Origin of the sequence: Streptomyces sp. NBC_00775, assembly GCF_036347135.1 — a bacterium.
In the GTDB taxonomy this organism is placed as follows: domain Bacteria; phylum Actinomycetota; class Actinomycetes; order Streptomycetales; family Streptomycetaceae; genus Streptomyces; species Streptomyces lutosisoli.
Genome location: NZ_CP108938.1, coordinates 4885219 through 4910065, shown reverse-complemented (window position 1 = coordinate 4910065; position 24847 = coordinate 4885219). Strand labels below are relative to the sequence as shown.

The 24847-nt window shown below is 67.8% G+C and carries 34 protein-coding genes and 1 tRNA gene; 30 read left to right on the top strand and 5 right to left on the bottom strand.

The annotated features are described in order from the left end of the window. The first annotated feature begins 42 nt into the window (after positions 1–42). The 3 genes from OIC96_RS21865 to OIC96_RS21855 all read left to right on the top strand — a co-directional run bounded on the left by OIC96_RS21865 (position 43) and on the right by OIC96_RS21855 (position 3224). Positions 43–1200 carry a TIGR02391 family protein gene (locus tag OIC96_RS21865; protein ID WP_330306209.1) on the top strand — a complete coding sequence of 386 codons (1158 nt, stop codon included), beginning with the start codon at positions 43–45 and terminating at the stop codon, positions 1198–1200. Between the two features lie 60 nt (positions 1201–1260). Continuing rightward, positions 1261–3135 carry a hypothetical protein gene (locus tag OIC96_RS21860; RefSeq protein ID WP_330306210.1) on the top strand — a complete coding sequence of 625 codons (1875 nt, stop codon included), beginning with the start codon at positions 1261–1263 and terminating at the stop codon, positions 3133–3135. 11 nt (positions 3136–3146) lie between these two features. After that, positions 3147–3224 (top strand) — tRNA-Trp (locus tag OIC96_RS21855). Here the strand turns inward: OIC96_RS21855 and OIC96_RS21850 are convergent. Then, a complete protein-coding gene (locus OIC96_RS21850; RefSeq protein WP_330306211.1) occupies positions 3213–3461 on the bottom strand; it encodes a hypothetical protein in 249 nt (82 codons plus the stop codon). The two genes, OIC96_RS21855 and OIC96_RS21850, sit on opposite strands and share 12 nt — an antisense overlap. 443 nt (positions 3462–3904) lie before the next feature. Between OIC96_RS21850 and OIC96_RS21845 the strand changes: the two genes are divergently transcribed. The 8 genes from OIC96_RS21845 to OIC96_RS21810 all read left to right on the top strand — a co-directional run bounded on the left by OIC96_RS21845 (position 3905) and on the right by OIC96_RS21810 (position 9384). Next, complete coding sequence (locus OIC96_RS21845) at positions 3905–4561, top strand: hypothetical protein (RefSeq protein ID WP_330306212.1); 657 nt, start codon at positions 3905–3907, stop codon at positions 4559–4561. Positions 4562–4655: 94 nt separating this feature from the next. Next, on the top strand, positions 4656–5348 hold the full coding sequence (locus tag OIC96_RS21840; protein WP_330306213.1) for a hypothetical protein: 693 nt from the start codon (positions 4656–4658) through the stop codon (positions 5346–5348). A 122-nt stretch (positions 5349–5470) separates the two neighbouring features. Further along, a complete protein-coding gene (locus OIC96_RS21835) occupies positions 5471–5881 on the top strand; it encodes a head decoration protein (protein ID WP_330306214.1) in 411 nt (136 codons plus the stop codon). Positions 5882–5894: 13 nt separating this feature from the next. Further along, positions 5895–6944 (top strand): major capsid protein, encoded by a 1050-nt coding sequence (locus tag OIC96_RS21830; RefSeq protein WP_330306215.1) that lies wholly within the window; start codon positions 5895–5897, stop codon positions 6942–6944. A gap of 1 nt (position 6945) precedes the next feature. Next, positions 6946–7260, top strand: coding sequence for a hypothetical protein (locus OIC96_RS21825; protein ID WP_330306216.1), 315 nt, complete (start codon positions 6946–6948; stop codon positions 7258–7260). Positions 7261–7334: 74 nt separating this feature from the next. Beyond that, entirely contained in the window at positions 7335–7667 is a 333-nt protein-coding gene (locus OIC96_RS21820) for a hypothetical protein (protein WP_330306217.1), read from the top strand. After that, on the top strand, positions 7667–8491 hold the full coding sequence (locus OIC96_RS21815) for a hypothetical protein (RefSeq protein ID WP_330306218.1): 825 nt from the start codon (positions 7667–7669) through the stop codon (positions 8489–8491). Before OIC96_RS21820 ends, OIC96_RS21815 begins: the two co-directional genes overlap by 1 nt. Before the next feature lie 71 nt (positions 8492–8562). Beyond that, on the top strand, positions 8563–9384 hold the full coding sequence (locus tag OIC96_RS21810; RefSeq protein ID WP_330306219.1) for a hypothetical protein: 822 nt from the start codon (positions 8563–8565) through the stop codon (positions 9382–9384). 65 nt (positions 9385–9449) lie between these two features. Here the strand turns inward: OIC96_RS21810 and OIC96_RS21805 are convergent, their stop codons facing one another. After that, a complete protein-coding gene (locus tag OIC96_RS21805) occupies positions 9450–9926 on the bottom strand; it encodes a hypothetical protein (RefSeq protein WP_330306220.1) in 477 nt (158 codons plus the stop codon). Between the two features lie 51 nt (positions 9927–9977). Here OIC96_RS21805 and OIC96_RS21800 point away from each other — a divergent pair, with 51 nt between their 5' ends. Both OIC96_RS21800 and OIC96_RS21795 read left to right on the top strand, forming a co-directional pair. Next, entirely contained in the window at positions 9978–11324 is a 1347-nt protein-coding gene (locus tag OIC96_RS21800; RefSeq protein ID WP_330306221.1) for an IS630 family transposase, read from the top strand. A gap of 333 nt (positions 11325–11657) precedes the next feature. Next, positions 11658–12671 (top strand): NAD-dependent epimerase/dehydratase family protein, encoded by a 1014-nt coding sequence (locus OIC96_RS21795; RefSeq protein ID WP_330306222.1) that lies wholly within the window; start codon positions 11658–11660, stop codon positions 12669–12671. Here the strand turns inward: OIC96_RS21795 and OIC96_RS21790 are convergent, their stop codons facing one another. Further along, positions 12672–14000, bottom strand: a complete 1329-nt coding sequence (locus OIC96_RS21790; RefSeq protein WP_330306223.1) for a DNA-binding protein — start codon at positions 13998–14000, stop codon at positions 12672–12674. A 275-nt stretch (positions 14001–14275) separates the two neighbouring features. Here OIC96_RS21790 and OIC96_RS21785 point away from each other — a divergent pair, with 275 nt between their 5' ends. The 8 genes from OIC96_RS21785 (at position 14276) to OIC96_RS21750 (ending at position 18712) form a co-directional block, all read left to right on the top strand. Next, positions 14276–14755, top strand: a complete 480-nt coding sequence (locus OIC96_RS21785; RefSeq protein ID WP_330306224.1) for an ATP-binding protein — start codon at positions 14276–14278, stop codon at positions 14753–14755. After that, positions 14752–15189, top strand: a complete 438-nt coding sequence (locus OIC96_RS21780) for a DUF6415 family natural product biosynthesis protein (protein ID WP_330306225.1) — start codon at positions 14752–14754, stop codon at positions 15187–15189. Before OIC96_RS21785 ends, OIC96_RS21780 begins: the two co-directional genes overlap by 4 nt. A gap of 80 nt (positions 15190–15269) precedes the next feature. Next, on the top strand, positions 15270–15929 hold the full coding sequence (locus OIC96_RS21775; protein ID WP_330306226.1) for a hypothetical protein: 660 nt from the start codon (positions 15270–15272) through the stop codon (positions 15927–15929). Next, positions 15926–16366 (top strand): DUF6415 family natural product biosynthesis protein, encoded by a 441-nt coding sequence (locus OIC96_RS21770; RefSeq protein WP_330306227.1) that lies wholly within the window; start codon positions 15926–15928, stop codon positions 16364–16366. The genes OIC96_RS21775 and OIC96_RS21770 overlap by 4 nt, the downstream gene beginning before the upstream one ends. Further along, on the top strand, positions 16363–16491 hold the full coding sequence (locus OIC96_RS21765) for a hypothetical protein (RefSeq protein ID WP_330306228.1): 129 nt from the start codon (positions 16363–16365) through the stop codon (positions 16489–16491). The genes OIC96_RS21770 and OIC96_RS21765 overlap by 4 nt, the downstream gene beginning before the upstream one ends. A 102-nt stretch (positions 16492–16593) precedes the next feature. Then, positions 16594–17703 (top strand): radical SAM protein, encoded by a 1110-nt coding sequence (locus tag OIC96_RS21760; protein ID WP_330306229.1) that lies wholly within the window; start codon positions 16594–16596, stop codon positions 17701–17703. Between the two features lie 2 nt (positions 17704–17705). After that, positions 17706–17846 (top strand): hypothetical protein, encoded by a 141-nt coding sequence (locus OIC96_RS21755; protein WP_330306230.1) that lies wholly within the window; start codon positions 17706–17708, stop codon positions 17844–17846. A 62-nt stretch (positions 17847–17908) separates the two neighbouring features. Then, positions 17909–18712 (top strand): aminoglycoside phosphotransferase, encoded by an 804-nt coding sequence (locus tag OIC96_RS21750; protein ID WP_330306231.1) that lies wholly within the window; start codon positions 17909–17911, stop codon positions 18710–18712. A 111-nt stretch (positions 18713–18823) separates the two neighbouring features. On the opposite strand, the gene OIC96_RS21745 is transcribed toward OIC96_RS21750, so the two are convergent. Together OIC96_RS21745 and OIC96_RS21740 are read right to left on the bottom strand one after the other, a co-directional pair. After that, positions 18824–19588 carry a hypothetical protein gene (locus OIC96_RS21745; RefSeq protein WP_330306232.1) on the bottom strand — a complete coding sequence of 255 codons (765 nt, stop codon included), beginning with the start codon at positions 19586–19588 and terminating at the stop codon, positions 18824–18826. Between the two features lie 368 nt (positions 19589–19956). After that, the gene (locus OIC96_RS21740) at positions 19957–20235 is read right to left on the bottom strand and encodes a hypothetical protein (RefSeq protein ID WP_330306233.1); all 279 of its coding nucleotides are present in this window, start codon (positions 20233–20235) and stop codon (positions 19957–19959) included. A gap of 400 nt (positions 20236–20635) precedes the next feature. Between OIC96_RS21740 and OIC96_RS21735 the strand changes: the two genes are divergently transcribed. The 9 genes from OIC96_RS21735 (at position 20636) to OIC96_RS21695 (ending at position 24799) form a co-directional block, all read left to right on the top strand. Next, entirely contained in the window at positions 20636–20815 is a 180-nt protein-coding gene (locus OIC96_RS21735) for a hypothetical protein (RefSeq protein WP_330462133.1), read from the top strand. A gap of 342 nt (positions 20816–21157) precedes the next feature. Beyond that, positions 21158–21580 (top strand): DUF6093 family protein, encoded by a 423-nt coding sequence (locus OIC96_RS21730; RefSeq protein WP_330306235.1) that lies wholly within the window; start codon positions 21158–21160, stop codon positions 21578–21580. A 6-nt stretch (positions 21581–21586) separates the two neighbouring features. After that, entirely contained in the window at positions 21587–22006 is a 420-nt protein-coding gene (locus OIC96_RS21725; RefSeq protein WP_330306236.1) for a DUF6093 family protein, read from the top strand. 35 nt (positions 22007–22041) lie between these two features. Next, a complete protein-coding gene (locus OIC96_RS21720; RefSeq protein WP_330306237.1) occupies positions 22042–22437 on the top strand; it encodes a hypothetical protein in 396 nt (131 codons plus the stop codon). After that, on the top strand, positions 22424–22852 hold the full coding sequence (locus OIC96_RS21715; RefSeq protein ID WP_330306238.1) for an HK97 gp10 family phage protein: 429 nt from the start codon (positions 22424–22426) through the stop codon (positions 22850–22852). Before OIC96_RS21720 ends, OIC96_RS21715 begins: the two co-directional genes overlap by 14 nt. Next, entirely contained in the window at positions 22849–22998 is a 150-nt protein-coding gene (locus tag OIC96_RS21710) for a hypothetical protein (RefSeq protein ID WP_330306239.1), read from the top strand. Before OIC96_RS21715 ends, OIC96_RS21710 begins: the two co-directional genes overlap by 4 nt. A gap of 103 nt (positions 22999–23101) precedes the next feature. Next, the gene (locus OIC96_RS21705) at positions 23102–23545 is read left to right on the top strand and encodes a hypothetical protein (RefSeq protein ID WP_330306240.1); all 444 of its coding nucleotides are present in this window, start codon (positions 23102–23104) and stop codon (positions 23543–23545) included. A 144-nt stretch (positions 23546–23689) separates the two neighbouring features. Beyond that, positions 23690–24181, top strand: coding sequence for a phage tail tube protein (locus OIC96_RS21700; RefSeq protein WP_330306241.1), 492 nt, complete (start codon positions 23690–23692; stop codon positions 24179–24181). Positions 24182–24196: 15 nt separating this feature from the next. After that, complete coding sequence (locus OIC96_RS21695) at positions 24197–24799, top strand: hypothetical protein (protein ID WP_330306242.1); 603 nt, start codon at positions 24197–24199, stop codon at positions 24797–24799. Positions 24800–24847: the final 48 nt, after the last annotated feature.

Genomic DNA, 24847 nt, shown 5'->3' with positions numbered 1-24847 from the left:
AGCCTGCGGGCATTGCTCAAACTGGACGCTGGGGGACAGCACGTGATCGTTCAGACCTTCGCGCCGGAGGGAATGCCACGCCCCACGGCAGGACACGGCCACGTCCTCCTCGAAGCGATCTGGAGATACTTCGGGACCTACCATCGCTGGCCGACTTTCGACGACATCGATCGGGAGCTCTTCGAGGGGGGCTTGCAGTTCGAAGTGGTCGTACAGCAGCTGTGCCCTGCGTTGCTGCGTGGACTTGGCCCAGATATCTCGCAGTTGCCGCAGGGCATGCAGGAACTGTCCCTAACCATCGCTGGCGCTGCGAACTGCACTGGCGCCGGACCGGCCATCGCTGTATTCCTCGGCATGGTGCGGACAGCGGCCAGCCTGGAGCCTTCCTGGCGGCCCGCGGACCGCAAAGAGCAGCCATGGATGGTGCCCGGGGACCTGGCAAACCTCCCGGGGGTCGACCCGAAGCTCCTGACCAAGGAGGTCCAGTTCGCCGCCGCCGCGCTTGGGCAGACTGAGCCCTGTTTCCGCGGTGGAAGCAGCAACCCGCAGCAGCTGGACTGGTCGCTGAACTTCGACCGGACCATTCGGCCGTTCGCTGGCGTGGACCGGCTGAAGGACTACTGGCGCATCCGCGAGCAGATGCTGGGGCCGACGCGCACCGAGTCCGACAACCGGCCCTTCGCCAAGGGACCCACGATGAACGAATACACAGTGGTGCTTCCCGCGCCGGTGGCGATGCCACTCGCCCCTGTCCCCCCCGCCGCGGGATCGCCGGAGACCATGTCTGTCACCTGCAACCTGCATCCGTTGATCGCGAAGGTCGCTGCCGAGAGGTTCAACAGCGGCCTCTACGTCGACGCGGTGGCTCGCGCCTTCCAGGCGGTGGAGTACCGCGTGCAGACGCTGGCCGGCGTCAACGAGATCGGTGAGAGGCTCATGGGCATTGCCTTCGGCGCCAAGCCGGGTCCCCCGAAACTCACGGTGACCCGCTCCACGGGCGGCTCGCTGGAGAGCGAGCAGAACGGCATGCAGTTCCTCTTCAAGGGTGCGACGGGCGCGCTGCGTAATCCTCGGATGCACGGGCCGGACGAGAAGGATGCCCGCGACGAGGCCGAGGAGATGCTGGTGTTCGCCAGCTTCCTCATGCGGCGTCTCGACATCGAGGACGACAAACGCAAGGCCGCCGCTTCGGGGCCGTGATCGAAGGCTGCCTCTAAGCTGGCTGCGGGCGCGGGGCCCTGCATGCCTGGAGGGGCACCCGTGAGGCTGCGTGAACTGCTCATCGACGCCTGGTCGTGGCTCAACTACAAGCAGGCCATGGCCCATCCGAACCGGCCGGGTCATCACGCGTTCCCCGAGCTGAACTCCTCGTGGGTGCCCGCCGAGGAGCTGCGCCGCCTGGCCGCATACAAGTTCCTCGCCGCCTACGACTCCAACCAGGCCGGGCAGCTCGCCGCCGTCACCGGCGACCACCACGGTGTGGAGCGCCGCGAGTTGGGCGACCCGTCCAAGCTGATCGACACCACCCTCGGCTACCTGCTGGGCGCGGAGCAGACCATCGTGGTGCCCGGCGCCGACCACGCCGAGCAGGACCAGCCGGCCCCGGAAGACCTGGCCGCCGCCGACCTGGAGGAGAAGCTGCGCGCCTGGGCGGACAAGGAGCTGCTGCCGCTGCGTATCCAGCAGGCCGAGCGGTGCGCGGTGCGCTGCGGCGACGGCGTGTACACGCTGGCGTGGGAGCCGGCCAAGCAGCGGGCGCTGCTGCGCACTTACGACCCCGGGTTCTACTTCCCGGAGTGGGACGAGGGCGAGCAGGACGCCCAGGAGTACCCGCAGCGGGTGCACTTCGCGTGGGAGCTGGCCGCCGACCCGGTGCGCGGCCTGAAAGCCCGTGTGCGGCGCATCACCTACGAGCTCGGCCCGATCGGCCCTGCGACCGCGCCCGGGCGTACCGACGACGGGCGCGCCGTGCGCGAGCAGGTGGCCGGCGCGGACGGCGACCCGGTGCTGACGGTCGGCGACACCCTCGACCCGCTCACTGGCACAGTGACCCGCATCTACCCGTGGGCGTCGGGCAAGCCGTCGTCGACGACGTGCTACCTCACCGACGCCGAATGGCTGCTGGAGGACCTGGGACGCGCCCACGACGTGTTCTCCCTGCCCGCCGACAAGGCCGCCTACCGGGTGCGTTCCGACGGTCAGGTGTTGGACCGCCTCGACCTGATGCACGACTTCATTCCGGTAGTGCACATCCCGAACACCATCCCCGACGTCGGCGAGCACTGGGGCAAGTCCACTTTGGCGACGGTGCTGCAGCTGCTGGACGAGCTGGCCGCCACCGACACCGACAGCGCCTCCGCCTCCTCCACCACCGGCACACCGATCGTCGCGCTCGCCGGGGCGCGGCTGCCCATCGACCGCTCCACCGGGCAGCCCATGCCGGTACGTGTGGAGGCGGGGACGGTGTGGCAGCTGTCCGACTCCGGGCGCATGGACACGCTCGACACCTCCGCGCAGCTCGCTGAACTGCGCCAGCGCATCGACCATCTGCTGGACCGGCTCGCCTCGAACACCCGCCTGACCACGGCCGGATTGGGCACCCTCGACGTGGCCAAGGTGCCGTCCGGGTATGCGCTGCAGTTGGCGCTCGGCCCGCTCGACTCCCTGGTCGGCGCGATGCGCCTGGCCCGCAACCACAAGTACCAGCTGCTGCTGCGCATGGTGCAGCGCCTGCACCAGGCAGGGCAGGTGTGGCCCGCTGGCGAGTCGCTGCCCGCACGCCTGGTGTGGGGCGCGCACACCCCCACCGACCGCACCACCGTCCTCGCCGACGTCACGGCGGGCTACGCGGCGGGCGTGTTCTCCCTGGAGACCGGTGTGCGGATGCTGCAGGAGGCCGGGTATCCGATCGAGGACGTGGCCGAGGAGATCGAGCGCATCCAGAAGCGGGCCTTCGACCAGGCCGCCCGCCTCGCGGATGCGACCGGCGACAACGGGGCCGTCCGCGAGTACCTGGGCCTGCCCGAAGCCGACCCGGAGACCGGCCCGGCACCGCTCATCACCCTGCCCGGTGATCCCGCCGTGCCCGGCGCCGCGTCAGGCAGCGCAGAAGGCGGCGAACCGAGCGGAAGCTAGAGTCGCAACGGTCGGGTGTAGCGCAGAGGTTGACGCGCGCGGTCTCCAAAACCGCGAGGACGCCGGTTCGAATCCGGTCACCCGGCCCAGCCGATCTCGCGTACTTCGATCGCGCCCGCGTGCGGCATGTACTGCACCCAGCAGCGGGCCCCGAACGCCTCCCGGATCTCCTCGATTGCCCCCGCATCGCGGACGTCCGGGAACGCGCGCGGCGCCCGCCGTACCTGCTCGATCAGCGCCAGCACCTCGCGCCGCGCCTGCGTCGTGGGTAGCTCCGCCATGACCTCGACGGCCAGCTCCTCGAACACCATTCCGTGGCTGTGCATAACGCCCCCTTGTGATCCACAGGGGCGTCACGGTAGAGCGTGACGTAGGGGAACGGGTGTGCCTGTGGATAACCCGACGGGGGCAGTGAGAGATGAATGCGGAAGTCGCGGGACTGGTGGGTGCGCTCGGCGGTGGTGTTGTCGGCGCCATCGGCGCCTGGGGGGCGCTGTCATTGCCTTCCGAGGGGCCCGCTACCAGGCAGACGGCCAAGTGAAATCTGTCCATGATCAATGGCTCCGCGAGATCAGGCGGGAGGTCTTTAATCTGCAGCTCAAGCGGATGCGCGCCCGTGGCATCGACCTTCCCACGCGTGGGCATCGACCCAGGGGCCGATGCCCGCACTGCGGCGGCGACTTGTCACTGAGTCCTGGAACTGAATACGGGGTCGGAGAGTCCGTCATAGTGTGAACGGTCGGGACGCCAGAGGTGTAGTGGGGGAGTTATGACGGACAGTAGAGGTGGCAATCCGCCGGCGGCGGGCCCGGGCACGCCTGCGCCGGTGCAGCCGCGCTGGGCCTGGTGGGTTGTGGGCATCGTCGTGCCGGTCGTCGGGATCGCGGCGGCGCTGTTTGTCAGCAACCGGCACAGTGCGCCTTATGGTGGGGAGTCGGCTGCCGCAGCGGGGGCGCCTTCAGCCGCACACGACAAGTCCCAACCGTCAGCAGGTGGCGGCTCAGGCTCGAAGAAGCCCAAGTCCCGCGTGCTCTACGGTCCTGTGCCAATCCAGTTCGAAACCAGCGCCTACGGCGTCGACATCGACTTCGACTCCCGAAAGCCGCTGGTTGGGGATTCTCTCAAGGGCGGCGATTTGTCGGCCGTAACCGATGCGAGCGGTATGGCTGGCACCACGAACTTCCATGGCGGTCCTCGGCTCGCTGCGCTGATCGCGCCGATTTCGAATGGCTCGTCCGATCCGTCCGAGGCGGATTGTGCTGAGGCCTTGCAGAGCAACGGCGATGAGAGCTTCAACGATCCGCCGTCGGATGCGCAGTTCTGCGTTCAGACCACCGAGGGCCGTGTTGCTTTTGTGCGCGTTGCACCCGGCGCTCCCGCAGGGCAGAGCATGAAGCTCACAGCGACCGTCTGGGATCTCGTCTAGTCGCTGCCTTTGCTCCTCCGCACAGGGGCCGTTCCGGTGACGCAGCTACACTGATCGTCGGCGCGGGGGCGCTGTGTTGGAGGACATCACCGACATGCCCCGCCCGCTGCCTGACCCGAAGACGCCGCTCGGCTACCGGCGTGACGGCCGCCCCATCTACCCGATCCTGGGCGCCGACCCCACCGACACCTCCAACCAGCAGTTGCCGCCCGGCCCGAACACTGATCCGGCCCTGCCGCCGGCGCAGGTGCCGGACCAGGAGGCGCTGAACCGGCTGTTGGCCCGCGAGAAGCAGCAGGGCGAACGCGCCGCGATCCGCAAGCTCGTCGAGCAGCTGGGCTTCACCAAGACCGACGACCTGACGACGTTCGTGCAGCAGCAGCGTGAGGCGCAGGCCGCGCAGCTGTCCGAGATCGAACGCCGCGAGCAGGTCGCCGCCGAGGCCACCACCGCCGCGCAGCGGCGTGAGGCGCAGGCCGTCGTCCGTGAGCGGGCTGCGGTACGGCGTTCCGCGCTGGTGGCGCTCGGTGCGACCGGCGACGACCTGAAGGACGCCGAACGGCTCCTGGCCGTCGAGGACGACGCCGATGAGGACACCATCGCCGAGGCCGCTACCGCCCTGAAGGCGCGCAGGCCCGAGCTGTTCGCCACCACCACCCTGCTGCCGCCCGCAGCACCTGGAGGTTCCCCCGCGGGTGGGCCGCCGCCGCGCGGCGCCAACATGCCCAAGCCTGGCCAGCACGGCGCCGACATGGCCCGCCAGCGCGGCTTTGTGACGGGCAGCTGAACTTCCCACCGGCGGGTTAAGGCCGGACCTGCGGGGACCACGCCCCCCTTCTCGTGGACGACGCCACCGGCCGGTGAGCGGACGAACCGCCCCCGCTTGTCTGATCGTCCACGGGAGGACTCATGACCGTTCAGCCGGTCACTACCACCCTGAACCTGACAGCCGACCGTTCCTGGCTTGCCAGCCTCCACGGCACCAGCGAGGTCGACTCCATCACGCTCGACATGTCCACGTTCGTGTCCGGCACCCACTACGTGCCGTCGACCGACACGAGCATCCCCTACAGCCGGTTCCTGTCCGGCATCCCCGTCGGCAAGATCACCGCCTCGGGCCTGTACGGCCTGTACGCGACGGGCGCCTCCGACGGCCGTCAGACCCTCGCCGGGTTCGTGTTCGCCGAGGTGCTGTTCGCGCCGGCGCAGACGAAGGTCCCGGCGGCGCTGCTGTGGCACGGCTCGGTGAAGACGGCGAAGCTGCCGATCGCCGTTGCCGCGGTCGCTCCGTCCGCCACCTGCCAGATCCGGTTCGTGTAAGGGAGCCCTGTCGATGACTGTTCAGGACCTCATCAGGGACGTCAACACGGCGGACCTGACCACGTTCGCCCGCTACATCCCCACCCCGGCCGACTTCCTGCTCACGCAGACCGTGTTCGCGAAGGTGTCCATCCAGGACGTCATGTGGCGGATCAAGAACACCGGCCGCTACGTCAACGCCGCGAAGTACCGCAGCTTCGACGCCTCGGTGCCGTTCGCGGACCGGCAGGCGTGGCAGACGTCCACGCAGGGCATGTTGCCCGCGCTGGGCCAGAAGCTCATGGTCGGCGAGGTCGAGCTGCTGCTGCAGGAGGCCTCCCGCGGCCAGGACGCGTCCCGCCTGGAGCAGCTGCTGTACGACGACGTGGAGCGGCACGTCGAGGCCATCAACTCCCGTCTGGAGCTGGCCGCCGGCGACGTCCTCACCGACGGCAAGTTCAGCCTGGCGGCGGAGAACGGGCTGACCCTTGACGTCGACTTCGGTGTCCCTGCGGCGAACATGCCGACTGCGCCGAAGCTGTGGTCCGACGCGACCGCGGATGCGATCGCGGACGAGCTGGGCTGGATCTCCTACCTCGACGGCATCAGCGCGCCCATGCCCGAGCAGGTCGTCACCTCGCGGCGCGTGTACTCCTACCTGGCGGGCAACAACGCCTACCGGGCCGCCTACTACGGGTCGGTGAACCCGTCGACGACGCCGACCGCGTCGCTGACGCCGCAGCAGATCAACGTGGTTCGCGACAACTACGGTCTTCCGCCGATCACCCTGTACCGGGCGCAGGTCCGCGTGGACGGCGTGTCCACGAAGTGCCCGCCTGACGACCGGTGGGTGATGCTGCCCCCGGACCGGTCGAAGTGGGGACAGACCCTCTACGGCACCACTGCTGAGTCGCTGGTGCTGTCGCGGGGCTCCAACCCGCAGATCACCCGCGAGGACGCGCCCGGCCTGATCGTCACCCGTGGCGGCAAGGACGACCCGGTGCAGATCTGGACCAAGGGCGCGGCCGTGGCCATGCCCGTCCTCTACGCCCCGGACTGCCACATCACCGCGAAGGTGCTGTGACATGGCGCGGCGACTGGCGGCAGCGGTGCACGTGCGGCACCCCAAGACGAACGAGCAGCTGATCCTGCAGCCCGGTGACGAGCCGGACGAGGACCTGGCCGAGGCCATCACCAACCCGGCCGCGTGGGAGCCCGACGTGGACGACGACGAGGGCCCGGACGACGACGGGGAGGGTGAGCCGCCCGCCGGCGACACCAGCCCCGACCCGGCTCCCGACCCGACCCCGGAGCCCACGCCCGACCCGGCCCCGGAGCCCACGCCAGAGCCTGAGGCGAAGCCCCGGACCCGTGCCCGCAAGCAGGCCGACGAGAAGTAACCCAGCCCGGCCCGGCACCCCTGTTCCACGCGCGGGGGTGTCGGGCCGCGCCGCAACCCGGAAGGACTCCGCCTGTGGACTCCGCCGTCCTGGCCTGGCTCCTGGCGCAGCTCGGCGCCGCCACCGACCAGAGCGACCTGCAGACCCGCTACGACCGGCTGGGCAGCGCGAGGGCTGTCGCCCTGGAAGTGCTGTCCGAGCGGCGCGCCAAGCTGCTGGCCGAGCCGCTGCAGCTGACCGTCAACGGCGTCGCCACCCTCGACCAGTCCAACAACCTCACCGGCCTGGAACGGCAGATCGCCTCCGTGCAGGAGGCGACCGCGCCCGACGACCCGACCGGCGGGGACACCCTGCTCATTGCCCCGCTTGAGCCTGCTCACTGCCGGCACCACCACTGGCGGCGGTAGTGGCCTACGAGTTCCCGCCGCTGACGCCCGGGGATGCGGCCACCGTGGCGGCGAGGGTCGCCGCGGTGCTGGAGGACGCCTGGCAGCGCCTGGCCGCAGAGCAGGCCGCCGTGCTCGCGGCGATCGGTGACGGGCCCCGCTCCCGGATGGTCGCCGACCGGCTCGCCCAATTCCAGGCCGCCATCACCGACTTCCAGCAGCGTGTGGATGCCGAGGCTAGAGCGTTCGTGGCCCGGCAGCTGCCCCACCTGTACGAGGAGGGCGCGCGGGCCGCAGCCGAGGCGGTCGGCGGCCGGTTCACGTGGACGCTGATCCACTCCGACGCCCTGCAGTCGCTGGCCGCCGACTCCTACGGCCACTTCCTGCGCCGCTCCCAGGAGGAGCAGCGGATGGCGAACGCGTTCTACCGGGCCATACGGGAGGCGGCACGGCGTGAGGTGCCGTTGCTCGCGGCAGGGGGCACCACCGCTGTGCAGGCCGCGCAGGCGCTCGCCGACCGGCTCGCCGCCGAGCACCAACTCGCTTACGTCATATACCGGAACGGGGCCCGCGTACCGGTGCGAGAGTGGGCGAAGTCGGCGACGCTCGCCAAGTCGGCCGTGGCCTACAACGCCGGCACCCTCAACCGGGCACGGGAGGCCGGCGTGCAGTACATGCAGGTCTTCGACGGCGCCGGGTGCGGCTGGACCAGCCACCAGGACCCCGACAAGGCGACAGGAACGCTCAGGACGGTGGAGGACGCCGCTGCCTGGCCGATCTCCCACCCCCGCTGCGGGCGGGCGTTCGGGCCCCGGCCGGACCTGAGCGGGTCGTTGGGCGGCTGATCCTCCCCAAGGTGCGGTGATTCGAGTGCAGCGCGAAGCTGGAAGGGGTGGAGACAACGCGGAGGCAGCTGATGTCAGCTGATGAAAGCCCTGATCGAGACAAAGGCCAAGCGAACCCCCAAACGCCCGGCGAAGGCCAAGCGACCCCCCAAACGCCCGGCGAAGGCGCCGACCCCGGTGACGGGGGTGGCAGCGTTCAGGAATGCAGTGCAGCAGATTGGGAGAAGCGTCGAAAGCAGACCTGGACGGTTCCCTGGCACTTCGGCTACCCGAAGTCAGTTCTTATGGCCAGCTCTGTAGGATCACCGTTCCTCGCTGGCTTCTCGCTAACCGCTGCGATCGTCTTGATTTCTGTGAAAAAGGAGGACGCGCCGACTTTGGTGGACTGGTCGGTAGCGGCCTTCGTCGCTGCAGCAGGCTTGTTCATATTCGCTGTGCACGCCACCTACTGGGCTCGGGTCTACATCACGACTCCGAAGGAGATGCTGGACTGGTGGCCAGAAGGGCTGCAGCGAAACTATCTTCCCTGTCTGATTGAAGAGCAGCAAGACCACTATGATGGGTTTGATAAGTGGCACAGTCGCGCAAAATGGACCTATACCTTTGGCGTCCTTGCCCTATTCGCCGGATTGGCATTGGCTGTGTTTCCTGGGTGGGGTGCTACCGGGGGGTGGTGGCTGGCGTTCGGAATAGCTTCCCTTGCCTTCGCGTTCGAGGTCTTTTGGCAAATAGTCGTCGTTGAGGGTTGCCTTCGTTGGGAGCATCGGGTGCAGGGCGGCGGAGATCTGCTACCAGATTCGCGACCATTGTTTGTTCGCCTCATCAGGCCCCCGGTGCGTAGGCCGCAGAAGATTGAGATGCCCCCTCACCTGAACGACAACGAAAGAATCTGACGTGTCGGCGTAGGCGCGCTGGGTGGAGACGCGCGCCGAGCCTGAGCTGTTGCAATGCGCCCGGGTCAGTCCCGCGTGGCGCCTTCCGGCCACACGATCCGCACGGGTACGCCGACACGGTCCGCGTACGCGACGACGTCGGCGGTGCCGCCGTAGCCGCGGGCCGGTTGGCCGTCCCACACGGCGATCATCTGGTCGGCCAGGCCCACCACGATCTCGCTGCCGGCCTGGTGGGCCTGCGAGTTGGACTCGCGCATCCCGGTGTGGTGGACGTCGGCGGCGCGAGCGGTGAGCTCGTCGTAGACGGGGTGGTGCCAGTCGGGCAGGCTCTCGCGGTACTCGGCGGCGGGGATGACTACCTCGAGGCGGCCGCCGTGCGTGAGGACGGCCTGAGCGAACCAGGCGTCGGGGCCGTCGGCGATGCAGCTGATGCCCACCAGGTCTTCCGGCTGGCAGTCGGCGACCAGCTTGGTGAGTTCGTCGCGGACTTGGGCTTCGACCTCCGGCGACAGACCACGGTGGCCCGTGATGCCCAGGCGCATAGCTAGTGTGATGCGCCAGAAATCGCGGGCTTAAGTCTGTAGCCTGTTTTCATGTCTCGGGGTCCTCGTGCCGTCGAAGTGGTGCTGTCCGATGAGGAGCGCGCCGAGTTGCTGCGCTGGGCGGGCGGGGCAGTGCCGCCCCGTCTTGCCGAGCGGGCACGCATCGTCTTGGCATGCGCGGATGGCGCGCCGAATACGCGTGTCGCGGCGGAGTTCAAGGTGACCGCGGACATGGTGAGGAAGTGGCGCTCGCGGTTCGTTGCCCGGCGGATGGCCGGGCTTGCGGATGAGCCGCGGCCGGGCCGGCGCAAGCTGGAGCTGGTGCTCAGCGATGACGAACGGGCTCAGCTGGTGCGCTGGGCGAGGCGGGCGAAGACCGCGCAGTTCCTGGCCCTGCGGGCGAGGATTGTGCTGCGGTGCGCGGAGGGCGGGACGAACAAGCGGGTGGCGGCGGAGCTCGGGGTGCGAGAGCAGTCGGTGAGCCGCTGGCGGGCTCGGTTCGTCGAACAGCGGCTGGACGGGCTGGTCGACGAGCCGCGGCCGGGGCGGCCGCCGTCCATCCTGCTCGACCAGGTCGAGGACGTCATCGCCGCGACGCTGGAATCCACTCCGGGCCAGGACACGCACTGGTCGCGGGCTTCCATGGCGGCCCGGACCGGGCTGTCGAAGTCCACCATCGGCCGGATCTGGAAACGGTTCGATCTCAAGCCGCACCTGCAGGACGCCTTCAAGCTCTCCACCGACCCGCAGTTCGTCGCGAAGGTCGTCGACGTCGTCGGCCTGTACCACAACCCGCCCGAGAAGGCGGTGGTGTTATGCGTGGACGAGAAGTCCCAGATACAGGCCCTGGACCGCTCGCAGCCGGTACTTCCGATGATGCCGGGCATGCCCGAACGGCGCACCCACGACTACCTGCGGCACGGCATCACCAGCCTGTTCGCCGCCTTCAACATCGCCGACGGCACCGTCATATCGGAACTGCACCGCCGCCACCGGGCCATCGAGTTCAAAAAGTTCCTGGTCACGATAGACAAGGCGGTCCCCGCCGGACTCGACGTGCACCTGGTGTGTGACAACTACGCCACTCACAACACACCGGAGATCAGGACCTGGCTCGGCAGACACCGTCGATTCCATGTCCACTTCACCCCGACCGGCTCCTCCTGGATCAACCAGGTCGAGCGGTGGTTCGGCCTGCTGACCGACAAACTCATCCGCCGCGGCGTCCACACCTCGGTGAAGGCGCTGGAAGATGACATCAGGGCATGGATCGTCTCGTGGAACGAGAGCCCCAGGGCCTTCACTTGGACCAAGACCGCCGACGAGATCCTCAAATCCCTCGCCGACTACCTCACCAAGGTCACTCCGTCAGCCACCGAAAACCAGCAAGAGACTTAAGCCCGCGATTTCTGGCGCATCACACTAGTGTCCTGCGCCAGTAATCCGTCGGTAGATCCGCCTCGTCCTGGCGGCCCAACTTCGGTCGCCGGCCAGGCGTGTTGACCGTCCTCAACTCGGCCGAAACTACCTAGGAATTTCAGGTGCAGGACACTGGCGTCCCCCTTACAGATAGGTGTCGTGCAGCAGGGTGTCGAAATCCCGCAAGATACCGGGCGGCGCGGCGCTACAACGGAACCGGTCGTTCGTTGCGGCGGTACGGGCGGACCCCGCGATCGTCTGGGGCCTTCGGACGCACTTCCCCCGCCTCCGTTCTAACGGCAGGATCGGGCTATGAGGATTCTGGTCATCGGCGGAACGTGGTTCCTGGGGAAGCGCATTGCGGAAGGGGCTCTGGCTAGGGGGTGGGCCGTGACCACCTTCAACCGAGGGCGCTCCGGCCGCGACGTGGTTGGTGTAGAGCCAGTGCATGGCGACCGTACGGTCCGTGCGAATCTTCTGGAACTTGCGCAGCATGGGCCATGGGATGCCGTGATCGACACCTCCAGCTCCGACCTCGCACCGCGAGACGTTTTGCTGGCCGCCCGGACACTTCGGGAGCAGGCCCAGCGGTGGGTACACATCTCCACCGTGTCCGTGTACGAGGGCTGGCCTCACCAGGCCCTCTCTGATGATTCACCTACGTTGCAGTGTCCTGCCGATGCCGATGAGACGTACGGGAACACGGGCGACGATGGCAGCCCCACGGTCTACGGCTTCCAGAAGGCCGGTGGCGAGCGTGCTGTGGAACAGTCTTTTGGTGATGCTGCGGTGTTTTTGCGGCCTGGGGTGATCCTGGGCCCAGGCGAATACGTGGGCCGTCTTCCGTGGTGGCTGGAGCGCGCCAAGAGGGGAGGACGCTTCCTGGCCCCGGCCCCGGCCGAGCGGCGCATCCAGCCCGTCGACGTCCGTGACGTCGCGGAGTTCGCCCTGGACCAGGCAGCAGGTACGGAGGGCGGCGGTTACAACGTGACCCATCCAGAAGGGATCACCTTCGGGGACTTTGTCGGCGAGTGCCTGGCCGTGTCCGGAAACCGGGGCACGCCTGTGTGGGTGCAGCCGGAGTTTCTGCGGGAGCACGACGTGACGCAGTGGACCGAGTTGCCCTTGTGGCGCACACACACCGGCGTATGGGCGGTCGACTCAAGTCGTGCGACGGCCGCAGGACTTCGGTGTCGGCCGATCGTGGAGACGATCCGGGACACGTGGAAGTGGTGGGCGGAAGACGGGCGTCCCGTGCACCACTCGCGGTGGGCAGAGCACGGGATCGCTCCGGAGAAGGAGGAGAGGATTCTCGCCTCGCTGTGATCAAGCTTCTAGTTCGAGCAGCCCGGTTCGAAGGCCGAGGCGGTACGGCTCGGAGGCGACCGTGAAGTCCTCGATACGCTCTCGCAGTTCCTGCGGGAGCTGCGCACCGTGGTAGGTCGGCCGCGACAGATACCGACGTACGCGAGCGGTGCGCACCAGCACACCGGTCATGCGCTGGGGCCCGGGGATGCCCCAGACGGGATCCAATGCGTCGGCAGCCCCTTCGACGTCGTTGTTCATGAGGCGCGCGAGTGCCAGGTCTGCTGCAGCACCGCCGAGCACGTGCGGTGACCGGCTGTCCTGCGGCTGTCCTGCCAGCAGTTCAAGTGCGTGAAGGGCAGTAGCCTCCGCCTGGCGGCCATCACCGATCAGCAGACTGGTCGAGCTGTTGGACATCGCCAGCCGCTCTTGTGAGAAGCCGAACTCGCCGCCCACATCGTCGTGGAGAGCGTCGCGGGCGCCGGTTTCCGTCTGCTCGGAAAGCTGGATTGCATGGCGGGCTGACTCAACGTCGCCCAGGTGCGCGAAGGAGCGGCCCTGGATCGTAAGAAGTCGGCGTGTGGCGACGTCGCCGATACCACCGTGAGACAGCGCACCCTTCGCCTTCCTGACGGCCTCGGTGGTCTCTCCCCTGAAGTACGCGGTGTAGGCCAGAACACCGTCGGCGAAGGCCCGCAGAGGTGTGAACCGTGTGGTTTCTCCGTACAGAGCAGCCGTACGTGCGAAGCTCCTGGCGTCGGCGAGATAGCCGAGGTCGAAGGCGGCTGCGGCCAGCAGAGCTGCGGCTTGGCCGGTCAGGATCATCAGTTCCTGCTGCTGGATCGGGACTTGTGTGCGGTCCCGCTGTCGTTCAGCTTCCTGACGCAGCCTGTTGGCCTCGGTGAAGGCCCGAAGGGGCGCAATGCCGTGGTACTCCCGCGCAAGGTTCACTACCTGATCACGGAGTTCGTCGACGGTGGTATCGGAAATGGACGCCGTGGCGGTCACATCGGCGCCCTCATGGGCTTCACGTGCGGTCATTCGGATCTGCTCTTCCAGGTTGTACGCGGGTGCCTGGGGATCGTCGGCTGAAGGCGGTGGTCCGAACAGCTCCGCTACCGCGTAGCCAGGAAACATCGCTTCTAAGACCTGGCAGGTCTCAGGACCAGGCAGGCCCTTGAGCTTGCCTCCAGTCCACCGCCGAAATTGGGTTTCGCCGCAGGTCGGGTTATTGGCCCCCTTGCCGAGGACCCGTCGCGACGTTTCGTTGAACCGTCTCTCGAACCCGGTGTAGGACATCCGTTGCTGGTCAACGAGCAACTTCAGCAGTGTCTTTGACTCACTGCCCATCTCGCCCCCTGTCCCAAGGCGCTGCCGTCCCGTGGCGGGCGCTCTGTGGATCGATCCCTTCTCGTGAAGGGGATACCGCGGCTCCATGCTGCCGCAACAGGGCCTCGACAGAAGCCACTTCAAGGCCACCCCGAGGCCATTTTCGTCACTCAGGAGAGATCCAGAGGACGCCTCGCAGGGCATGGTCGAGCTACCTGAATCCAGAGGAATCTGATCCACGACCGCTCGCTGAGAGTGCCCGGACGTGCACAATCGTGGACCAGGGAGTTCCCTCCATGCCCCCCAGAGATGCCGGATCGACCGCCCTGTTGGAGGCAGTCCCGCCCCGCGGGACGGTTCCGGAGGCCGTTCTGCCAGCCTTCGACATGGCAATCCGCTCCGAGCCGTGGAGCGTGGAAGTAGCCCGACGCGTCACCAAGGCGTGGATCCGATGCCACTGCTGGATGCCGGACGAACAACTGGACGCCGTCCTTGTCGTGTTGTCCGAGCTGTGTACCAACGCGGTACGGCACGGCCGGCATGAGTTAATCGACGTGCGCGGCTGGATGCCGGCGCAGGACGAATTCCGCCTCGAAGTCCACGACAAGTCGCCGTCGTCCGTCCCCGAGCCTCAGCACGTCGGCCCCGAGTCGGAAAGCGGACGTGGCCTGTTCCTCGTCGACGCCCTCGTCACGGAACTGGGCGGGCACTGGGGCTTCAGCGACGATGGCACGAGGGCTTGGTGCCACCTCGCTTTAGTCGGGGAGGGACTGTGAATGTCTCAGCCTCCATCCCGTGCTGGACCAGGCCCGTCCTGGAGTGGACGCCGCTCCTGGACTCCGCAGCACTGACATCGGTCTTGGCGAAGGTGCGGGAGTGGCGTCCCTACGACGGCGACGCTCTCCTCGACGACATCGGCGCTGTACTGGACGACGTCGTACCGCCCGAGGAAGACCTCGAAGAACTCGCCCAGCGGCTCCGCGGCCACCTGATGCAGCTCGTTGACATTGCTGTGGCCTCCGAAGCCAGCGAAAAGGACGAGCAGGCGGAGCGGCAGATACGCCTAGCCCGCCAGGTGCGCTCCGAGGATATGCCGGGTGACCACTGGCAGGCCGTGGGGCACCTGCGCCGGATGGCCTGGTCCGTCAACGAGTTACTCGAGCGCCTGGTCGCCATCCAGTGTCTCAAGGAGCCGGCCGCCAGCACATAGACCGGCGTCGGCCGCGCGTGTGTCCCCTGTCGCGCACGGTCGGCGCCTTCCAACTCCCTTCCCTGACCGCGAGAAGAGACATGTCCGAACCGCTCAAGTACAAGGGACGTCCCGTCCCGTACATCGCCGCTTGGAGCGGTGAGACGGTGCAGCAGCCGTCTCTCATCGCGATGGGCGAGGGCGTCGCCTACGCGGGTCCGACGCCGGGCCGCGGCTCGGACGGGGTGCTGTGGCAGTTGTGGGGGCTCAAGCCGGGGGCCGGGGAACCACTGTGGAAGCAGGTGCACGGGCCCCGGCAGCGGCGCGCCATGCGCAAGTTCCTGTGCCAGGTGTGCGGGGGGCCAGCGGACCGCAACGAGCAGGGCTGGCTATGGCTGCTGGAGGACGATCGGGCCGAGGGCGCGAAATGGCCCAACGGAGATATGACCGTGCACCCTCCGGTGTGCCTGCCGTGTGCACCGCTGGCTGCCCGCCTGTGCCCGCACCTGCGGCGCCGAGGGGCCGTGCCGGTGCGGGTCGGTGACGTCATCCTCGACGGCGTCTACGGGCAGCGGTACTACACCGGCCCGCCCGGCCTCGGGATGCTGGAAGGGGAGAAGGACGTGTTCCTCATGGGCAACTGGCGCGCGAAGTGGGTGGTCGGCGGCCAGTTGGCGGCGTCCCTCTCGAAGTGCACGGTCCTCGACCCGGCCGAGGTGGACATCGAGACCCCGGCGGCCGGAGCGGCGGTGCGCCGATGACTCCGCTCAGGCCGCCAGCCGCGCCAGCGCGTGTCGACCCCGCCCGGATACGGCGTACGTACGAGGCGGTCCTGGGAGACCCGCGGATCGGCCCCCCGCGCCTGGCGGACGAGGAGCAGCGGGCGCATTTCGCCGGGCTCCTGCGCGGGCACATGTGGCTGCTGCTGCCCCCGGTCGAGCGGCAGGTGCCCAGCATGGCCGGCCCGTTCAACCGGAGCGCCGCCCGGCACGTCATCACCCGGGCGCGTGGCGTCCTGGCCGTTCCCGTCCTCGGGGCGTCGTCGGCCGGCGACCTCTTCGACCTGGCGACGCTGTCCCGGGCGCTCCTCACCTTGTACGAGCACCCGGACAACCACGAAGGAGGAGTCGTCCCATGCAGGCGCAATGGGTCACCGGTGACTGCTGGCTCGGGTGCGAGCGCACCGAAGTGCCGGTGATCTGGCTCGGCCCGGTGCAGTGGGACGGCCAGCACGCCCCGTTCATGGCGTGCGAGGGCTGCCTCGACCGCCTCAAGCGGCAGGCGAACGCGTACTTCATACAGCGGCAGCCAGCTGCCATCTGACCTACCGAGTTCCCGCTCCGGAGTTCCTGCCAGGAGCGTCCTGAATCCCCGCGCCGGGTTCCTGAACCAACCCTGCTCCCTCCCAGACGAAAGGAAGACGACGTGCACCAGCTCGTTGCGACACCGTTCGGAGGGCGACGCCTCATCCTGCGGCCTGGCAGTACCAAGGCCGTGCAACTCCCCCTCGCCAGGTTCGAGGAGCTGCGCGCCCTGGCGTCGGCGTCCAGCACCGTGCCCCAGTGGCTCATCGGCCCCGTACGTGCGCAATGGAACGTGGACCTGACCGGCCGAAGCGTCGGCGACGCCATCCTCGTGCGCGAGGCCGGGCCGTACGAGTTCAGCCGCGCCACGTGGGAGATCAACCTCGGCTGTGACCTCGACTGCAGCATCTGCTACCTCGGCGAGAAGAAGTTCGAGGGCCTGGACATGGACGGCAAGCGGAAGCTGCTGGCGGTCATGCGCGACGCGGGTGTGATCTGGCTCCAGATCACCGGCGGGGAACCGCTCATCGACCGCGACTTCCCCGAGTCGTACCAGTTCGCGCACGAGATGGGCATGCTGCTGGAGCTTCTGTCGAACGGGTCCCGGCTGCGTAAGCCTCACATCCTCAACCTGCTGCGCACGTTCCCGCCGGCCAAGCTGACGCTGAGCGTGTACGGCGCGACGGCCGAGACGTACGACACGGTGACCCGCCGCCGCGGCGGATTCGACCGCTTCCGAGAAGGCTTGGAGCAGGCTGTCGACGCTGGGCTGAACATCGACCTGAGCCTGATCATCGTGCGGGAGAACGCCCACGAGGTCGAGGCCATGCGGGACTGGGCGAGGCAACTCGGTGTGCCGTACCGCGAGTACGCGAACATCTCGCCCACGATCCACGGCACCGCGGAACCGCTGCCCTCGCAGTCCCCCCAGTACCTCACCAACCGGGCGCCGTTCACCGGATGCCCCGCCGGCGTGACGTTCTTCCACGCCGACCCGTTCGGCCGGGCCTCGATCTGCAAGGTCGGCCGCGAACCGAACATCGACCTGATCGCCGAAGGCGTAGAAGGTCTGACCCGGCTCGGCGGAATCGCCGAGTCCCTCATGCTTCGCACCGGAGGATGCAGCGGCTGCAAGCTCTCCGACAGCTGTCGGGTGTGCAGGCCGATGGCGAAAGTCTTCCAGGAGGCGAAGGCACCACTGGTCACCTACTGCCAACACGGAATGAGGTAGTCATGACTGCTGTCATGGTCGAGCTCACGCGCAAGCCGCCGCCCACCGTCGAAGACCCGGACGCCGTCGTTCTCGTGGAGGACGTCGCAGCACTGACCGCAGGCACCGAACCGGGCTGCAACGACGACAACCCTTACAACTGAACCATCCAGCCGGGGCCGTGCGAGGACGCGCGGCCCCGGCGCCGTTCCCCATTGGAGGCTCCATGTCCACCCAGCGCCTGGCCGAGCTCCCGGACGCAGTGCTGCGGCTGATCGAGAAGGCCAGCGGCTCGGTTGTCGATGTCGGGACCGTGAACGCGGGCCGCAACAGCGCCATCGCCGCCCGTGTACGGACGACCGACCACACACTGTTCGTCAAAGGCCTGCCGCTCGATCACCCCTGGGTATGGACACAGAAGCGCGAGGCAGACGTCAGCCCATACGTGCGGGGCATCGCGCCTGAGCTGTGCTGGCACGTAGAAGAGGACGGGTGGAGTCTCCTCGCCTTCGAGTACGTCGAGGGAGGGCACGCCGACTTCACGCCCGGATCGCCTGACCTGCCCCGGGTCATGGCCACCATGGCGCGGCTCGCCCAAGTCCCCACGCCGGGCATCGAGCTGAAGACCATGCCGCACCGGCTCAGGACGTACGTGGACGATCCCGCCGACCTGTCGTGGTTCGCCGGGAACCGCCTGCTCCACACCGAGTGGAACCCTCACAACGTGGTCATGACCGGCCGCGGAGCCCTGCTCGTTGACTGGGGGTGGGCCTCGACCGGCGCCGCCTGGATCGACCCGGCGCTGTGGCTGCTGTGGCTCATCGCCCACGGCCACACCCCCGGCCAGGCCGAGAGCGAGGCCGCCGCACACCCGGCGTGGGAACACGCCCCACGCGCCGGCCTCGACACGCTCGCCCGCGTGCAGCGCCGACTCTGGGACTCCATCGCGGCCGAGAGCACGGACGACTGGGCGAAGCCGATGCAGCGCGCGGCACACGCCTGGGACGAACACCGGAACGCCACGGCCTGACAGACCGGCCCCGGTCGTCCGCATCCCCCGTTGCGGATGGCTGGGGCCTTCAGCCTTCTCTGACCTGGGTCGCCGGTCCGCCGCACCATTGAAACTATGGGAATGCTCGCTTCAGCCCTTCCGTGGACGGCGCCGGTACCAGGAGAGTGCCTTGCCGATGCTTCTGCCCGCAGAAGCGGAAATTGCCAGAATTAGCCAGACCATCCAAAGCCAGCCCAAGATCGGGACGGCAATCTGCCGCCACCAAGGTTCTTCGTTGAGAGGCGTGACGGCTTCTACCAGGATGAATAGTACGGTGTACCCAAAAGCAAGAAGGGTCAGCCAGATGCCAGCCGTATCTACTAGGCCGAGGCGAGGCCCCTCGCCGCTGAACCTTTTTGGCGTTACGTTGTGCAAGCGAATCTGCTGGCGCGTCAAATTTGGGGCGCCATCCACAAGCAGGGACACAGAAATCCGCTGCCCCCGCCTAATCAGGCACTTCGGAACGCTGAGTGTCCTTCCGGCGCATGTGACGTTCGGGATCTCTGCGTCCGAGGGTTCGACTTGAGGTGAGCCAATCGTGGTGATGATGTCGGCCCCAACGTCAAGGATGATTGGTCGATCTTGGTCGAAGTCTGACGATGCGATGTCCTTCGGGCCCTTGCAAATAAGCTGCACTTCGACACGGTGCGGATGCTCTCGAACCGTCCCATCCACCGATAGGACCATCCGTGCCCGAGCGGCGGGTGGCGCATCAATGACTCGTACCGCAACAGGCATTCCGTAGTAGAGCACCGTCCTTTTCTGCCAGAACCACCAAGCCGCTGCCAGCGTGACAATAGAACCTACGATAAGCCCGAAGATTGGAGAGTCAGCAAGAGACGCGCTAAGGGTCATAAGGCTGATCAAACCATCCGATACGCCACCTCTCTCGTACCTTCACCGCGAGGTTTGATCGAGTTCAATAGACCGTAGTAGCGGGGCTGGTTGATCGGCTCGGGCTCGTACGCGGAGCAGGGTGGCATCCGTTAGGCCACGGCGAGAGCGACGCTCGAAGCGCGCCCTTGGCCGGCCGTGGTGCTCCCTCACGCTCGGAGTCCCTGCGGACCCACTTCACCGGCAGCAGCCCTTGCGGCGGGGTGGGAACAAGAGCAGGTCTGCCGAACAATGTGAGCAGGGGTGGCCAATTCCAGAGATCCCCATCAGTACGGGAGGGTGGGGCTTTTCGTGCAGGCGACCTTGTCCGCGCGGACGCCTGCGCTCGTTCAGTCCTGTGGTCGGGATGGCTTGGCGATCAGCATCGGTATGAAGACCGCCAGCGTGTACCCGACGATCGCGAAGACGGTTATCCCGATGCGTAGCCCAACGCCTTCTCCCACTACATCCGTTCCCCACACCAGCCACATTCCCGCAAGCAGGCAGAAGATCCACCAGCTCGTCAGCACCTGCCAGCCCATCAGGTCACTGCGGTACTTGCGCTCCTTGAAGGCCCGGGCCTCGGGAGTGTCGCTGAGGATCCGGCCGTACCAGTCCAGGTACCTCATGCACTGGTCGTGTTCCAAGGAGTCCCAGTCAGCCGGCCTTAGTGGAATCCGTATGCCGTGCTGCTCCAGGTAGGCGTGTCGTTGCGCGCTGCTCAATTTGCGCCATCCGGCTGGCGGCTGCCAGGCCATGAGTTCCCTACTGGTCCTGATCGCCATGCCCCGACACGGTACTGGTCGAACCCGGCGATTGGTACGGCAAGTTGGGATCGAGCTCGGCAGGTGTCCTGTGTCACTGAACCTTGAGCGTGTGCCAACGAAGTCTGAGCGAGGAGAGGCAGGCACGTCGCGGCACTGCATCGCTTGTCGGTGACAGTGACCTTCGACGGCGACGGCCGTTGATCCGATCATGATGAAGCGAAGCATCCTCACCTCTGCCGTTCTCGCTGTTGGCACGGCCGTCATGACCGCTGTACCGGCACACGCGGGACTCCTCGATGGCTCCCTCGACAACCCCCACATCGTCGACCACGTCTCGGCGCTGAACACGAACATCAACAGTGACCCGCAGACCAGCGAGAACAACAACGCCAACACCCGCGCCGACGGCCTTCTCAACAACGCCATCGGCCAGCACCAGTAAGGCGCCCACCGAAACTGCCACCGTCCGGTCTCCCAGTCGGACAGACCGGACGGTGAGGCACTGTGTCCCGTGCCAGCGATCCTTGAGCCGGCGACCGCGAGATCGCCAATGCCTTTTGCTCCGCCCAGGTCTCGTTTGGCGAAGCTAAAGGCATCGAGCGGCGGCGCTGGGTCGACTGCTGGCCCCGCGTCTCGACCTCGCCGTGTGATCAGAGCGGTTAAGTTGCGATGGCACGAAACCGCGTCTTTCTGAGACCGATGGCAATCGCTCAACCTTCCCTGCCACAGGACAGCAGGGAATCGGCCAGGTGGGTTGTCGGCGCGCAGCCCTAGGCTCGAACGCATGAGCAGTCCCATCTCGCTGGCCGCCCTCGCGCCGATCATGGCGCGGATCATGGTGGACACCGTGCAGATCTTCCGGCCGGGCCCGGAGGTGCTGGACCCGGACACGGGCGTGTACATCCCGGGCCCGGACATCATCGTGTACGACGGGCTGGGTGCGGTCTTCGCCGCCGGCGGTCCGGGCCTGGTGGTGGCCTTGGCGGGCCAGCCCGTCCCGGACGACCCCCGCGACCGGTACAAGCTGCTGACACCCCTGGACGCCCCGTTGGCGTCCCGCGACGACAGTGTGCGGGTCACCGCCGCAACGCAGGATCAGGGGCTGCTGAACCGGGTGTGGCGGGTGCTGGACATCTCCGACGCCAACACTCTCGCGGTGGTTCGCACGACGTGGCTGGATGAGTCCACGCAGACGACGGGAGCATAGACAGTGGTGGATATCGGTCAGGCCCGCAACGACCTTGAGGCGCTGATGACGGACACGGTGCGGGTCTCCCGCACGGCCGGTCAGCCCGTTCTCGATCCGGTGACGGGGGAACCCGGTGAGACCCCGACGAGCGTCGTGTATGAGGGGCCGGGCGCGGTGCTGTCCTCGCACGGGCAGATCGTGGTCGCTCAAATTCTGGGCTTCGACTGGCTGTCGGAGGGCGCGGCCTGGTACCGGCTGGTGACCCCGGTGGCGGCGCCGGTCGCCATGCCCGGCGACCTGGTGGAGGTCATCACCACTGAGGGTGGGGACGGCCGGACGGGCCGCACCTGGCTGGCCGAGGACGCCACCGAGGCGTCCACGGTGGAGATCTGCCGCACCACCAGGCTCACGGAGCGGATCACGTTCGCCTCCTCGGCGATCTGACGGGGGTGTCCGTGCCGGTCCGTAGGCTGATCGGCATGGATGATCAGCTGCGTCAGGTGCGGATCACCGCCGACCAGGCCACCAGCACGGTGGCTCTCGACGGCCGCGACATCTCCTCCCACATCTCCGGCTACTCGCTTCGCCAGCACTCCATGCAGCCGGCGGAGCTGGTGCTGTTGCTGTCCCCGAAGACCACGGACGAGTTCGAGGGCCTGGCCCGCGTTGTCGTCGGTGACCCGCCGGATCCGGGCCCGGCCGCCGCGGCGTTCCTCGGCGCCATCGATGCGGGCGAGCTGGAGCGGCATGTGCTGGCCCGGCACGACCTGATGGACGGCGGCCCCAACGAGCTGACCCGGGCCATGCTGCGGCTCCTGCAGGAGTGGGCGTCCGGCGGGTGGCAGCCGCAGGAGGTGGCCGATGCCGTCCCCTAGTAACCCGCCTTCCCATGGGGGTGCTTACAGCAACGCCGCGCAGGTGGCTGCCGCCTTGCAGGGGCGTGCCGAACTGGTGCTGCCGCAGACGGTGTCGGTGGTGCGGCATTACGCGATGCTGCTGGAGACGCAGATCAAAGCGAACGCGAGCGGCAGGCCGGGCCCGAACGTGATCACGGGTGACTACCGGCGGTCGTGGACGCACGAGTTGTTCGTGGGCGGCGACGCGGTGACGGGGGTCGTCGGCACGACCAAGCCGCAGGCGCGGCGCCTGGAGTTCGGGTATATCGGCCCGGACAGTCTGGGACGCATCTTCGACCAGCCTCCCTACCCTCACGTCGGCCCGGCCGTGGAGACGGTGCGGCCCCTGTTCGTTGAGGCTCTGGGGCAGGTCGCCGACGGGAGGCTTCCGTGAGCCGCCTTGCGGAGGATGTGCACGAGGCGTTCGCCGGCGTGATGCGCGCCCACGGCTTCGGCATGGTGTCGCGGCTGGTGTTCGTGGTGGAACTCGTCGAGGACAGCGGCGAGCTGGGGCTGCTGCGCGGGTCGTGCCCCCGGTGACATGCCGGTGTGGTCGGAGCTTGGCCTGCACCGTTACGCGGTCGCCGATATCGAGGCGCTCGTCACCGCTTCCAGGGTGGCGGGCAGTGAGGAGGATGAGTAGATGAGTGTGTCGGGGCGTCAGGTGGCGCTCGCTGTACAGGCGATGCTGCAGACGGCCACCGCCCGGTCCTGCGGGTATGGGACTGCGCCCACTTCGACGTCGCTGCCGACGGGGACCGTCATCCCGTACAGCGTGCTGTACGAGCTGGGGCAGACCTCCGGGATCGGCCCGTCGTTCGGTGACACTGATGCGGATGCCCGGGTGCTGCTGCAGGTGTCCTCGGTGGGCACCACAGCCGAGCAGGCGTCACTGCACGCCGACAAGGTGCGCCAGGCGTTCTTGGCGCGGGTGCCGGGCAGCGGCCAGTTCGCCAACGCGATCAGCGTCGTGGGTGCGACGGTCATCGGCCGGGAGCTGGACCGTGAGGACGGAACCAGTGTCGTTAGCTCCACCTACACTTACGTGCAGCGATTCGTCCTGACGGTCTCGACGCCGAACAGCTGATCGGATCGCACCTCACCGCGGAGGCCCACTCGCGGACGTCCGGCCACATGGCACGGGCTGACCCCCTGGCTCGCATTTGCGACCTGTTGGGGACGGGCCTCCGTGTTTCCGGGGGCCGGGGTCCCCGGAGAGCGAGAATCCCCCTTGGGTACCACCCAGCAGCGGTTCATGCGCCGTGGCGTCACGAAGATCTACTTCCTGAAGACGATCGCCGACGTAGGCAACGTGCCGATCCGTCCCGAGCTGACGGGCACCAACGCCACTGACCTGTCCGGCGCGGTCTCCGACATCGCAGGCTGGTCGCTGGCCAACTCCCCAGTCGACACACCCGACATGGGGTCGACCCTGACCACGTCGATCCCGGGTGAGGACAAGGCCGACTCCTCCAGCCTCACCTTCTACGAGGACCAGGCGGCGGAGACCATCGAGACCCTTCTGTCGAAGGGCGCCGTGGGTTTCGTCGTCATCCTGCGCAAGGGCGACATCCCGGCGAGCAAGTCCATGGACGTCTTCCCAGTGCGTGTCGCGGGCCGCGCCCCCGCCTACTCGGCCGGCTCGGACCCGGCGAAGTTCACCGTCACCTTCGCCATCTCTGGTACGCCGAAGCTCGACGCGGCCGTTCCGGCGTCCAGCTGACCTGGGGGATGTTGCATGACCACTGTTGAACCGCCGGTCGCCGCTGTCGCCAAGGACGCGCATTGGGCCGCGAAGATGGCCCGGCTGCGGGCCCGGAAGCTGCCCGAGCGGACCCTGTCGATCTGTGACGACGAGGACGCCAAGACGGCTGTCACCGATGCGGCGCTGGCCTTGGCGAAGGCCCGCGCCACGGCTTTGGCCGAGTGCGCCGAGCAGGGCATCCGCGAGGACCAGCGCGTCGCCTGGGTGGCATCCAACCCGCATGTCCTGGCCGCTGATGCGGCCCTGACTGGGATTCAGGAGGCCCTTGCAGCGGTGACGCTCACGCTGACCTTCCGGGCGCTGCCCCGGCCGGTGTGGGAGCAGCTGCTGCGCGAGCACGCGCCGAGTGAGGCGCAGGCCGATCAGGGCATGGAGTACAACGTCGAGACGTTCCCGGCCGCCCTGCTCTCCGCCTGCCACGTCGAACGTGACGACGCCGGCGAAGTGGTGGACGGCATGAGCGTCGCCGACGCGCAGGAGCTGCTGGACACGTGGGCGGACGCCGAGGCGAAGGCCCTGTTCACCGCGGCCCTCCTCATCAACCAGACGCTCCGCGCGGACCTGGGAAAAGGCTGATCTCCGACCCGTCGTTCCGGGCTGAACTGGACCTGTGCCACACCTATG